Origin of the sequence: Natrialba magadii ATCC 43099, from assembly GCF_000025625.1 — an archaeon.
GTDB classification, from domain to species: domain Archaea; phylum Halobacteriota; class Halobacteria; order Halobacteriales; family Natrialbaceae; genus Natrialba; species Natrialba magadii.
On the sequence record NC_013922.1, the window covers coordinates 2,741,589 to 2,753,598 of the forward strand.

Here is a 12,010-nt window from a genome sequence, read left to right on the forward strand (position 1 = left end):
CGAGGAACACGCCGAGCAGCTGGAAGCTGACCTTACTGTACTGTAGCCCGCAGTTAGCGTCACAAACTGTGATTGACGGTCCTCGGCGTTTATGTGGGGTCATGGCGATACCCGAATTCATGTTCGAATTCGCGCCACCGCTCCAGCTCGCCGGCGATGGATTCCTGTACTGGGCAATTGTCTTCTTCGTCCTCGCGATCGTTGCAGCCGCCGTCGGTGCGCGAGGCGTCGCCGGAATTTCGATGGAGATCGCACGAATCTTCGTGCTGGTGTTCATCGTGCTGGCGATCGTCGCACTCCTGTTATAAACCTCGCTCTCAGCGGTTCGCGGCGGGGCTCTCATACGGCCCGCTGTCGTTCATTACCGGTGATCATTCCGACGAGACGGTGATCACCGGCAACACGCTACAACGACCCGCATCAAGAGTGATCGGTAATCCGTACCCCCTTCGATAGCGATGGTGCCAGAACCGACAGTCGAACCGTGGGAACCGTGGGCCCAAACGCCGCAACTATCGCCGTAACCGAAACCCGTTACGGATGGGTGTGAACAACTAACAACCTGGGGCGCCTATTAAAGGGAGAGAGATTACCATGACCGAACTCGGCGGTTTTCAGGACCGGCTCGCACGCATCGATCTGTCCGACGGCTCGGTCGGCTACGAGTCGATTGACGAGGAAGACGCACGGAAGTATATCGGTGCACGCGGACTGGGTGTAAAGCACGTGTTCGAACAGGGGCCGGACGTCGATCCGCTCGGACCGGACAACCTGCTCGCGTTCATGAACGGACCACTCTCGGGGACACAGGTGACGATGAGCGGCCGGATCGCCGTCTGTACGAAGTCACCACTGACCGGCACCGTCACCGACAGCCATCACGGCGGCTGGTCCGGCGCGCGCCTGAAGTGGGCCGGCTTCGACGGCCTACTGGTCGAAGGCGAGGCCGACGACCCCGTCTACGCCTACGTCGAAGACGGCGAGGTCGAACTCCGCGACGCCAGCCACCTCTGGGGGCTGGGCGTCCACGAGACCCGCGACCAACTCGAGGAGGAGGTCGACGGCAGCTATGGAAAGAACCTCTCGCTGATGGCCATCGGCCCTGGTGGCGAGAACGAGGTCAAGTACGCCTGTATCATGAACGAGGACGACCGTGCCTCGGGCCGCGGCGGCACGGGCTGTGTCATGGGGTCGAAGAACCTCAAGGCGATCGTCATCAAGTCGACGACGAAGATGCCCCAGCCGGCCGATCAGGAGACGTTCCGCGAGGGCCACCAGCAGGCGATGCAGGCGATCACGGAATCCGAAGTCACCGCGCCGAACGAGGGCGGCCTCTCGATGTACGGGACGAACGTCCTGATGAACATCGGCGAGGAGATGGACGGTCTGCCGACGAAAAACGGCCGCTACACCTCGACTGAGGCTATGCGCGACGCGGAAGGCGTCGACATCGACGCAGAACGCGTCTCCGGAGAGAACGTCCGCGAGAACATTCTCGTCGACGAACCGACCTGCCACTCCTGTCCGGTCGCCTGCAAGAAGGAAGTCGAAGTCCAGGCGATGCACAAGGGCGAGGAGATGAACGTCCGCACCGAATCCTACGAGTACGAATCCGCCTACGCGCTCGGTCCGAACTCCGGCCACACCGACCGCGACGCCGTCGCGCTCATGCTCGAGCGCTGTAACGACATGGGCGTCGATACCATCGAGACGGGCAACATGATGGCGATGGCCATGGAGATGTCCGAGGAGGGCAAACTCACTGACGAGGGTGAACTCGAGTGGGGCGACACGGAGACCATGATCGACATGATCGAGCGGATCGCCCACCGCGAGGATGACCTCGCGGACCTGCTCGCGGAGGGGCCACGCCGCGTCGCGGATCGCAAGGAGGCTCACGACAACTCCCTCGCGGTGAAGGGCCAGACGATCGCGGCCTACGACCCGCGCTGCATGAAAGGAATGGGCATTGGCTACGCCACCTCGAACCGGGGGGCCTGTCACCTGCGCGGATACACGCCCGCCGCAGAGATTCTGGGCATTCCGGAGAAGGTCGACCCCTACGAGTACGAGGGGAAGGGCGAACTCACCGCCGCCTTCCAGGATCTGCACGCCATCAGCGATTCGTTCGACATCTGCAAGTTCAACGCCTTCGCGGAGGGAATCGAAGAGTACGTCCTCCAGTACAACGGCATGACGGGCCTCGACGTTAGCGAGGAGGAACTGCTCGAAGCTGGCGAACGCATCTACAACTTGGAGCGCTACTACAACAACCTCGTCGGCTTCGACGGCGCTGACGACTCGCTCCCGGCGCGCTTCCTCGAGGGCGAGGACGGCATCCCCGGGCAGGGCGCGAGCGAGGGCGAGTTCTGCGAACTCGACGAGATGAAAGAAGAGTACTACGACCACCGCGGCTGGGTCGACGGCGTCGTCCCCGACGAGAAACTCGAAGCCCTCGAGATCGATATTGGGCCGGGGACGGGTGTCTCTGCGGGCGATTCGCCGGCACCGGCAGACGACTGATCACCTCCTGCAATTTTTCCATCCCAGCGCGATTGTGGTGCTGTGTCCTGTCCGGAGCACTGTGACAGCCGCAGGAATCCGGCCACAAACACAGAACCCGATGCTGCTATACCAGCCCCATCCCAATCACGGATAGACGCACGATGATGGCCACGACCCACGCCCTTGCCGGGCTCGCGCTCGCCGCCGCCATCGCGACCGTCTCCCCCGCGTTCGGCACCATCGCCGCCGTCGCCGCGATTCTCGGCGGCCTCTTTCCCGATTTCGACCTCGCGGCAGGCCATCGTCGCACGCTTCACTTTCCCGTCTACTACTGGGTGCTCGCCGCGCCCGCGTCGCTCGCCGCCGTTCTCGCACCGAGTGACCTCACCGTCGCGCTCGCCGTCTTCCTCGTCGCTGCCGGCCTGCACTCCGTTATGGATCTCTTTGGCTGCGGACTCGAGTTCAAACCCTGGCTCGGCACCTCGGACCGGGCAGTCTACAGCCACTATCACGGCCGGTGGCTCGCGCCGCGGCGCTGGATTCACTACGATGGTGCGCCATCAGATCTCGCGCTGGCGGCGGTGCTCGCGTTTCCCGCGCTGTTCGTCTTCGACGCGAGCGCCACGATCGAGACGGCGGTCGTGGTGTTGCTTCTGGTTTCTATCGGGTATGCCGCGCTCAGACAGCCGCTGGCTCGACTGGGTGAGTGGCTGCTAGAGCGGCTCCCAGCGCCCGTCGTCGCGGTGGTGCCGGAGTGGATCGCGTCGGCTGGCGAGCAGCGACGGCCGGAACAACAGCGACGGCCGGAACAACAACGGACAGACCAACACCGACGGGAGCAATAGCGACGACACACCGTTCGGTTCGCATGCAGTGACCCAAACGCACCCACCGACTCGAGTGCACCTCGTGCACGCCGGGCAGCCACTGCACCAATGTCAACAAATACCTACCTACGACAGCAGCGCGTCTCACTCGGTGGAGGTCACGACCATGGCAACACCAGAAACCCAGGCGGAAATCGAACAGATACTCGGTCAGGTACCAAGCTGGATGGAAACCATTGCAGCACCTGCAAGCGACCACAGCTGGGGGATCTTCCGAGACCTCACGCTCGGCGAGACGGAGCTCTCACCGCGCGAGAAAGGACTCATCGGTGTCGGCGTCGCCGCCGCCATCTCGTGTCCGTACTGCACGCACTTCCACCGCGAGGAAGCACGGCTGGCCGACGTGAGCGAGGACGAACTCGAGGAGGCCGTCTCACTCGCCAGTTCGACCCGGTACTTCTCGACGACCCTGCACGGCAACGAGATCGACATGGACGAGTTCGTCGCCGAGACGGCCGAAACCGTCGACCACCTCAAGGAACAAGAGGCAGCGCCGGCCGGTGCCGACTGAGTCGAGAGAGTGAGAAAGTGGTGGTCTGTGAGCGAGGAAATTCGAAGGAATTCGAGGCGACTCGAGTACGACCCGATTCAACTGGCGGCTGCACGGGAGGGGCGCCGCCAGCAGCTTCTTCGGAGAGAGTGGCGGAGAGAAGACACCAGAGCCAAAACAGTTACCGCGCGATAAGCACCGGCTCCCGAATCTCGAACGCCGTCTCGAACTCCTCTTCACGATCCTGCCGGCGACCGATTCGACGCACCTGCTCCTCGTGTGCCCGCCGAACCGCTGCCGTCTCTCGCTCGGTCAACTCGAGTTCCTCGCCGAGGTCGTCCCAGTGACCCCATGCGACGAGAAAGGCTTCGTGATCGTCATCGGCGAACACGCGCTCGAACTCGCGGCGGTAGCGTTCGCGTCGGGGTGCAAGGAGTGTCTGCGCTCGGTCGACGAGGTTGGGAAGGCGCTCCGGCGGGACACTCGCTTTGGCGGCCGTGAGCAGGAGGATCTGACCCTCTATTGGATCACCGGGTTCGGTCATCTAACCACCCGCGCGCATGGCTTTCTGGGCGAAGTCCTCGACGAGCGTCTCGAGTGGGGCAGATTCCTGGCCTTCGAAGACGACCGTGACCTCGGTTAGCGTGAGCGTCGGCCCGATCTGGACGGACTCTGAAGAGAGCGTCGCTTGCCAGGTGTCACCCACGACGGTTGGCGGTGTGCCGTCGCGGGGTGCATCGTGGTCGTGGTCGTCGTCGCGTTCGTAGTCGGAATCCACACTGTCGTGATCGGGTGTGCGTGTGGGCGTGGGCGTGGGCGTGGGCGTGGCCTCGGCTGCCGATTCGACGCGCTCGCCGCCGAGATTTGTCAGGTACCGAATCGCGAGCCGCTCGGAGATTCCCCGAAAGGAGCGTTCGATACGGCGGGTCATACGGACTATGTACTCGCAGAGATCATAAAGGCGCGTCGGCGATCCGCTGTCCACGCCGCTGTCGCATTAGAGTAACGCTCTGAAGCCCACGACCGAAAGCACACCCGCACAGAGCGCGAGCAGAATGCTCTCGGTGCGCCACATGACGACCAGAACGACGGCTGCGGCACCCCACTCCGCCGGGCCGCCGTTCGCGAGTTCCGGGCCAAGAACGGCGATCACGATCGCGCCCGGGAGGACGTTCAGCCCGGCCTCGAATCGCTCGCTGAGTTCGAAGCGGCGGACGATCCAGATGCCGCCGACCTTGGTGAGAACCGTGACGGCAGCCATCGCGAGGACGACGCCGACGACGAGCGGGTCGAGCGAGAGCGCGTCACTGATCATAGCGAATCACCTCGACGGCGGCCGCTGCGAGGCCGCCGAGCAGAATGTACCATCGGCCCGGGACGAGTTCTGCTGCGACGATAGCGACTGCGAGCGCGACGGTCCACGGGACGAGCGAGGATTTGCCTTCCCAGAGTTCGGCGGCAAGTGCGAGGAAGACGGCCGCGAGAATGAAGTCGAAGCCGTACTCGGTCGGATCGCCGACGACGCCGCCGGCGACGGCACCAATGACGGTCGCACTCACCCAGAAGAGCCAGACAGCGAATCCGCTACCGAGCAAGAACGCGCCGTATCCGGCCCCTGATCGGAGATTTCGCATCGTCAGCGCCCAGTTCTCGTCAGCCATGACGAAGAGGCTGCCATACACCTTCGCCGCCGAGAGGTGCTTGAACCACGGCTGGAGCGCTGCGCCCATCAGCGAGTATCGAAGGTTGATCGCGAACGTCGTGACGAGCACCGCAGCGATCGGAATCGGATCGGCCCAGAGTTCGACGGCGACGATCTGTGAGGCCCCGGCGACGACAGTCGCGCTCATCAGCGCGGCTTCGGCGACGCTCAAGCCAGCCTGGTTAGCGAGCACGCCAAAGGCGATGCCGTAGCCGCCGACGCCGAGCGCGACGGGAAGACAGGTGAGAAAGCCGGTTCGAATGCCTTCCCAGCCGAACGTGACGGTCTCGGGGTCTGGATTCGCGCTGGTGCGTGAGACGTGCCCAGAATTCGAGTCTGATTCAGGTTCGGTCCCGGTACCGGGCACCCTCTCGGCCCCGTCATCGGACTCGCGTTCGGCTCTGCTATTGGACTTGCCCTTAGCTCCAGTAGATTCAGTTTCAGCCACCACACCCGACTCCGCCGCGCACTCGGCCGTCTCGTCAGTTTCCCGTCTAGATCGTTCCTGATCGGAATACGCGTCAGTCTCCGGGTCTATTTCCATTCGATCACTCTTCGCTCACTCTCGGCGGGCCAACGCGTAAAGTGTTCTCGGAATCGCCGGACGGCGCAGCTGTATATCTTCGGGAGTTCAACGCAGCCCGCCAAACTGGTGGTCACCGGCACCAGTCTCACACGCATCTACTGCCTCAGTGGCTCACCGCACCACCACCAGCACCACCTCAGCCAATAACCGACCGGTCGCTCACAAGGATGACCCACTGTCACTACCAGCACCACCACCAGCACCACCACCACCAGCACCACCACCCGCTACCGGTGGAAACACCGACACAACGTCGCCGTCCTCGAGTACAGTCTCAGCTCCAGCCATGTGCGTCACGTCTCGCCCGTTCTTGAGCACACTCAACTGCGGGCGAATCTCGTCGGACTCGAGTAGCTGTCCGTCGAGGCCGTCGTACTGCGACTCGAGGTCGGCAAGGACGTCGCCGACAGTTGCATCGTCGTCGACGGTTCGGGTTCGTTCCTTTTCGCCGACTGCGTCGCGGTACGTCGCAAAGAAGCGGAGTGTGAGTTCCATGGTTGCTACTTGAGCGGAGTCGACATAAGTGGGGGTCACGCTGACACCCGCGACGGTGGACACGCCGGCGGTTTCGCATCGCAGAAGCGGGAGAGACTCCGCAGCGACGGCGCTGCAGGCACGCAGGTGTCGGCTCAGCGTTTATTCGCGTTGGTAGAGAAGAACGGGTATGGCTTCTGATCGTGACCAAACGCGGCGACAGCTGCTCGGACTGGCTGGTGCAACGGTGTCGACGATGCTCATCGCTGGATGTGGCGATACCGAACCCGAAGACGAGAACGGCGAACCGGAAGCCGAGGAGGGGACGGGCAACGGGCAAGATATTGATGATGAAGATGACGACGAGGACGAGAACGAGGAGGCAGGGACCGGTGTGGCGGACGACGAGAACGGTGATGAAGAGAATGGTGCCGACGAGGATGCGGACGAAGACAACGGTGATGATAACGGCGCTGACGAAGATGATGAGGACGATGGGGGTGCAGACGAAGACGACGGGGACGACGGGGACGACGAAGACGGCGAAGACGACACCTGATCGAAACCCAACACCACTGGCGGACCAGCACAGCCGACAACACCCACCTTTTCAGCCAGTCTGTTGTGATCTGCTACCCGTAATCGCTCAACCCGGGAACTAATCACAGCCAGCACGCCACAGAATCCGCATCAGTCCGGATCGAACGGCGTAATCGAAATCGACTGTGCAATCGTCGAAATCCGAAGTACTGCAGCCGCGAGCAACGCAATCGGAAACAGTCCGACGAGAATCGTCCCCGTCACAATCGAAACAGACAGCGACGACAACGTCGCACCACCGTCGTACCCACTGAGGTGAATCAGGGAACCGCCGGCCAGCGCAATCGCTGGAAGCCCCGCGTAGACGAGCAACCGCGACAGCCGCGAGAGTTCCTGCTGGATGTACATCGAGAGAAAGTAGTACCGCGCGATGTCGAGGGACTCGAGTGCGACCACAGTTTTGGCGAGGCGGTCGTCAGTTTCGGCAGGGCTGGGTGCAGTATGGGCCGCCTGAATCGAGTAGATCTCCTGTACATAGTCGAGGTAGCGGACGGGATAGATGGCGAGGACGACGGTACGGAGACTGTCGTCATCGGTGCCGAGACGCGCTGAAACGCGGTCGGTGTGGGTCTGTAGGCGCTCCCGAACGGAGAGTAATGACTCCTGAAACGGTGTGTTTGCTGGGACACCAGTGCCGAGGTCGGCGAGTGTCGCGTCGAGATCGGCGACCGCGGCTCGGAGGAAACCGGCAGGCGAGAGGGATGCCGACGAGCCGTTCGTTGCGCGATGGTGAAAAGCGAGCGTCTCACGGATCTCACGCTGGAGTTCGGCTGGTGTACCGAAGTCACGGGAGATGACGAGTTGGTTGATCGAGACGACAACAGTGATGAGTGTTATGTTGCCGGCGACGAGGCTGCTGAGCAGGTAGTACAGCGGCGACTGATTCTCTCGGACGACGCCGACACCAGCGAAGCCGATGACAAGAGCGAGAACAGCCAGTGTGACGACGGCGACCTGAAGACGGTTCCCCGTCAGGAGTGCCCAGCGAGCGATCGCATCGCGTGTCTGTCCCGTCATTGGCCAGTCTGACGACCGGCCCAGACGCACAAGTAGGTACGGGTGTCACGGGCGGGGAGTCAGAGAGTCGACGGTGAGACAGCGGTGAGTCAGAACAGTGAGTGACAGACGAGTCCGTCTGTGAAAGTGCCTGAAACTCGTCAGGAGCTCGTTCAGACGTCGACGTACTGGTTGACCCACTCCTGACGGCGTTGCAAAATCCGTCGTCCTTTCGGTGTCAATGCGTAGTAGTTCGTCCGGCGGTCGAGTTGCCCTTTCTCGACGAGCTGTTTCTCGACGAGTGTATCGAGATTCGGATACAGCCGTCCGTGAGTGACCGGCTGGTCGATATATCGATTGATATCGTCGAGAATCTGCTGGCCCGACGGTCGATCCTTCCCTGCGATTACGTACAGCAAATCACGCTGGAATCCGGTTAACTGATCCATGGATCATCCTCTGAATTGCAACCTTCATCCATTCGTGGCTTTGTTATAGAGTCTGTACGACCGCTGAGGGCGGCAGAACGGACCGCATAGTCCATCCACCCGTCGATTTAGCCGGTGATGGATTTGAGTTGGATATCGTCACCCACCGTGACGCCGCGTTTTTGACAGACTGCGCCGTACCGGTCGGTATGCCGACCGATCCGCTTGCCTGGGAAACCACCGATCGAGAGGTAGCATACACCTGTCCGGGCTTCGATATCGTTAACGAGTCCGTTCGATTGCCCGACGGCACCGAAACCGACTTCGATTATCTCTCCGAACCGTCGAGCGTCTGCATCCTCCCGTTCACACCCGACGGCGACGTCGTCTGCATCGACGAGTGGCGACAGGCTGTCGCCCGTGTCAATCGTGGCCTCCCCGTCGGCGGCACCGAACCCGACGACACCGACCTCGAAGCCGCTGCCCGCCGCGAACTCCGCGAGGAAACCGGCTACGAGGCCGACCGCATGGAACCGCTCGTCACGGTCGAACCCGCCAATGGCATCGCCGACTCCGTGTTGCACGTCTTCGTCGCCGAGGACTGTCAACCAACGGCTGAACAGGAACTCGACCACAACGAAAGCATCCGCGTCGAACCGGTCGCCTTCGAGACGGTACTCGAGTCCCTGCTGGCTGGCGACATTCGAGATGGCCGGCTGGCGCTTGCGCTGTCGTACTATCAGCTTCAGGAGGAAACTGAGTAGCGTGAGCAGCGGGCACAGCGTGGTCGTGGGCGACGGGCAGTACAATACTACCCGCCCTCAGTGCAAGAGACTGCAAGACTGACTGCCGTCGGCCGGCGATTGTAGCCTAGCCTACTGTGGCGATCGCTTCGTGTGAGGGCTACGTGCGCCGTCGCCGTCGCTACTGTATGAGTCTGTTTTGGGTGTGGTGAGAGGACAGTACAGTAGCGGATACGTGATGCCGGTGTGGCGCGTGATGCGCGAAAAAATACTAACTCAGGACCGGGCGTGCCGATGGCACGCCGGTGCCGAATGGGTGCAGGGACGCGTCGGTGCGTTTGCGTTCAGCGGCTCCTGGATGGGAGCTGCGGCGTCAGCTTAGCCCAGGATCGCGATGGAGTTCTGGTCGTCGTTATCGTCGTCCATCCCATCGTCATCGTTCATCTCATCGTCGTCGTCCATCTCGTCATCGTCCATCTCGTCATCGTCCATCTCGTCATCGTCCATCTCGTCATCGTCGGTCACGTCCTCGAGGTCGGACGCGTCACCGAGCGTGACGGTTTCTGCGGTTGCGTCACCGATCGAAATCGAGGATGCGCTCGCGTGCGAGACGGTCTCCTCATCGTTCATGTCGTTTTCGTCGTCAGCGACATCGTTCTCGTCATCTGCGTCATCCTCGTGGTTTTCGTCGTCGACGCCGTTATCGTCATCGGCCATCTCGTCGTCCTCGTCATCGACGCCGTTTTCGTCGTCATCGACGCCGTTGTCCTCATCGTCGACACCGTTGTCTTCGTCATCTACTTCGGTGTCGTCGGTCTCGTCATCGTCGGCTTCCTCGAGTGACTCGACCGTCATCGAGTCGATGGTGACCTCGTCAACATCGAACTGCTCGATGGTCAGGTGCTCGAGTTCCTCACCGTTTGCGTCGTCTTCGTCGTCAACGACGCCATCGTCATTCTCTTCGTTTTCGTCGTCGACGCCGTTATCGTCGTCAGCGGCGTCGTCGTCAGCGGCGTCGTCGTCAGCGGCATCGTCGTTATCATCGACGCCGTTGTCCTCGTCATCTGCCTCGTCGTTCTCGTCGTCATCGTTGAAGAGGCCCTCGAAGAAGTCACCGACCTGGTCGAGGATACCGTCGTCATCCTCGATCTCCAGGTTGTCGATCGTCATCTCATCGACATCCATGGTCTCGATGGTGAGTTCGTGGACGGTTAGCTCGTCAGCGTCCTCATCGAAGAGGTCGAACTCGTCGTCAGTGGCCTCGTCGTCGTCAGCCATGTCGTCGTTGTCATCGACGCCGTTGTCGTCATTGTCGACACCGTTGTCCTCATCGTCCGCGTTGGTGTCGTCGTTGTCGTCGACGCCGTTGTCAGCGTCATCGTTTTCGTCGTCGACGCCGTTCTCGTCGTCGGCGTCAGCCTCGTCGTCCATTTCCGCATCATCCATCTCATCGTCATCGAGTTCGAGGTCCTCGATCGAGACGTCCTCGAGTTCGAGGTGCTCGATCTCGATGTCAGAGATCATGACGGACTCAGCGTCGTCATTGTCGTCGACGCCGTTGTCAGCGTCATCGACACCGTTGTCAGTATCGTCCGCGTTGGCGTCGTCGTTGTCATCGACGCCGTTCTCGTCGTCAGCGACGTCGTCGTTATCGTCGACGCCGTTGTCCTCGTCATCTGCTTCGTCGTTATCGTCCAGTTCCTCTTCAAGCTCCTCGTCGTCAACGTCGAACTGGTCGACGTTCAGTTCCTCGATAGTGGCGTTCTCGATCGTGACGTTGTCAAGATCGAGTGTGTCTACCTGTACGTCCTCGAGTGTTGCGCTCATGTCTCCGGTGTCGTCTGCGGCAGGTGCTGTCGCGCCTGCGAGGGCAGGACCCCCCGAGAGGGCGACCAGCAGTGCAACGAAGACGACTCCGATCTGTTGTGGTCGTGAAACCATGCGGACTGACATACCCCCTACTATTGGCTAAAACGAGCCGACTGTTACAGGCTTATCGCAGCGAAAAGTCCAGTTAGAATTCGTGCAAGAGTCGCTAATCACTCGTTCATTATCTCAGGTTTCGAGTACGTTTTCGGCGACGATTTCGGGCACCCGTTTGAACTGAATTGCGTTTGTGCCTGCGGCTGCCACTTGATTATCGGAAGCACTCATTTACCGCCGCTCAGTACATGTCCGATGACTGTACTCAACCCATGAACGACACGAGCACGGATTGTTCCAGTGGTGGCGTGGACTCGAGTAGAGCGAGTCAGTCGGCCGGCTCGCGGACAGCCAGCGCAGGACTATAGTAGCCACTGCAAGTCACTGCACACCTGATCGCCAGCCTGCTCGGCGATCAGTGTGTAACTAGTTGCAGTTGTTACTATAGAGCCGGCAAGGGGTGTGGATCAGAACGACAGAACTCGAGGCTGCAAGGAGAGGAGTCACTGCGAGCCACTGTGCACCTGATCGCACGACAGTGGTGTGAACAGTGTGTGAATAGGGGCAATTGGGACTAGCGCACGGACGGGCTGCTCGGATAGGGGAACGGACACTGTCCGAGGATTGCAGTCCAAAAATAGAATCGCCGACAACTGGCCGGCGGGTCGACCGGGAA

14 protein-coding genes are annotated in these 12,010 nt (G+C 61.4%); 6 read left to right on the forward strand and 8 right to left on the reverse strand.

Going from position 1 to position 12,010, the window contains the following annotated elements; all coding sequences use genetic code 11:
- Nucleotides 1–119: 119 nt before the first annotated feature.
- From NMAG_RS12800 to NMAG_RS12815, 4 genes are all read left to right on the forward strand, one after another.
- A complete protein-coding gene (locus NMAG_RS12800; protein ID WP_004215098.1) occupies nt 120–308 on the forward strand; it encodes a DUF1328 family protein in 189 nt (62 codons plus the stop codon).
- 286 nt (nt 309–594) lie between these two features.
- A complete protein-coding gene (locus tag NMAG_RS12805; RefSeq protein ID WP_004215097.1) occupies nt 595–2,523 on the forward strand; it encodes an aldehyde ferredoxin oxidoreductase family protein in 1,929 nt (642 codons plus the stop codon).
- A 143-nt stretch (nt 2,524–2,666) separates the two neighbouring features.
- Nucleotides 2,667–3,350 carry a hypothetical protein gene (locus NMAG_RS12810; RefSeq protein ID WP_004215096.1) on the forward strand — a complete coding sequence of 228 codons (684 nt, stop codon included), beginning with the start codon at nt 2,667–2,669 and terminating at the stop codon, nt 3,348–3,350.
- 148 nt (nt 3,351–3,498) lie between these two features.
- On the forward strand, nt 3,499–3,903 hold the full coding sequence (locus NMAG_RS12815; RefSeq protein ID WP_012996706.1) for a carboxymuconolactone decarboxylase family protein: 405 nt from the start codon (nt 3,499–3,501) through the stop codon (nt 3,901–3,903).
- Nucleotides 3,904–4,063: 160 nt separating this feature from the next.
- Here NMAG_RS12815 and NMAG_RS12820 read toward each other — a convergent pair whose 3' ends face one another.
- The 5 genes from NMAG_RS12820 to NMAG_RS12840 all read right to left on the reverse strand — a co-directional run bounded on the left by NMAG_RS12820 (nt 4,064) and on the right by NMAG_RS12840 (nt 6,665).
- On the reverse strand, nt 4,064–4,426 hold the full coding sequence (locus NMAG_RS12820) for a hypothetical protein (RefSeq protein ID WP_004215094.1): 363 nt from the start codon (nt 4,424–4,426) through the stop codon (nt 4,064–4,066).
- Nucleotides 4,427–4,813 (reverse strand): hypothetical protein, encoded by a 387-nt coding sequence (locus tag NMAG_RS12825; RefSeq protein WP_004215092.1) that lies wholly within the window; start codon nt 4,811–4,813, stop codon nt 4,427–4,429.
- Between the two features lie 66 nt (nt 4,814–4,879).
- Nucleotides 4,880–5,197 carry an AzlD family protein gene (locus tag NMAG_RS12830; RefSeq protein WP_004215090.1) on the reverse strand — a complete coding sequence of 106 codons (318 nt, stop codon included), beginning with the start codon at nt 5,195–5,197 and terminating at the stop codon, nt 4,880–4,882.
- Complete coding sequence (locus NMAG_RS12835) at nt 5,187–6,128, reverse strand: AzlC family ABC transporter permease (RefSeq protein ID WP_004215089.1); 942 nt, start codon at nt 6,126–6,128, stop codon at nt 5,187–5,189. Before NMAG_RS12835 ends, NMAG_RS12830 begins: the two co-directional genes overlap by 11 nt.
- 201 nt (nt 6,129–6,329) lie before the next feature.
- Nucleotides 6,330–6,665: a ubiquitin-like small modifier protein 1 gene (locus NMAG_RS12840; protein WP_004215087.1), complete on the reverse strand. Its 336-nt coding sequence runs from the start codon at nt 6,663–6,665 to the stop codon at nt 6,330–6,332.
- Between the two features lie 169 nt (nt 6,666–6,834).
- Here NMAG_RS12840 and NMAG_RS12845 point away from each other — a divergent pair, with 169 nt between their 5' ends.
- A complete protein-coding gene (locus tag NMAG_RS12845; protein ID WP_004215085.1) occupies nt 6,835–7,203 on the forward strand; it encodes a hypothetical protein in 369 nt (122 codons plus the stop codon).
- Nucleotides 7,204–7,334: 131 nt separating this feature from the next.
- Here NMAG_RS12845 and NMAG_RS12850 read toward each other — a convergent pair whose 3' ends face one another.
- Nucleotides 7,335–8,261, reverse strand: coding sequence for a hypothetical protein (locus NMAG_RS12850; RefSeq protein WP_004215083.1), 927 nt, complete (start codon nt 8,259–8,261; stop codon nt 7,335–7,337).
- A gap of 152 nt (nt 8,262–8,413) precedes the next feature.
- A complete protein-coding gene (locus tag NMAG_RS12855) occupies nt 8,414–8,689 on the reverse strand; it encodes a PadR family transcriptional regulator (RefSeq protein WP_004215082.1) in 276 nt (91 codons plus the stop codon).
- Between the two features lie 188 nt (nt 8,690–8,877).
- Here NMAG_RS12855 and NMAG_RS12860 point away from each other — a divergent pair, with 188 nt between their 5' ends.
- A complete protein-coding gene (locus NMAG_RS12860) occupies nt 8,878–9,432 on the forward strand; it encodes an NUDIX hydrolase (RefSeq protein ID WP_004215081.1) in 555 nt (184 codons plus the stop codon).
- Between the two features lie 357 nt (nt 9,433–9,789).
- On the opposite strand, the gene NMAG_RS12865 is transcribed toward NMAG_RS12860, so the two are convergent.
- Nucleotides 9,790–11,352 carry a hypothetical protein gene (locus NMAG_RS12865; protein WP_004215080.1) on the reverse strand — a complete coding sequence of 521 codons (1,563 nt, stop codon included), beginning with the start codon at nt 11,350–11,352 and terminating at the stop codon, nt 9,790–9,792.
- Between the last annotated feature and the right edge of the window lie 658 nt (nt 11,353–12,010).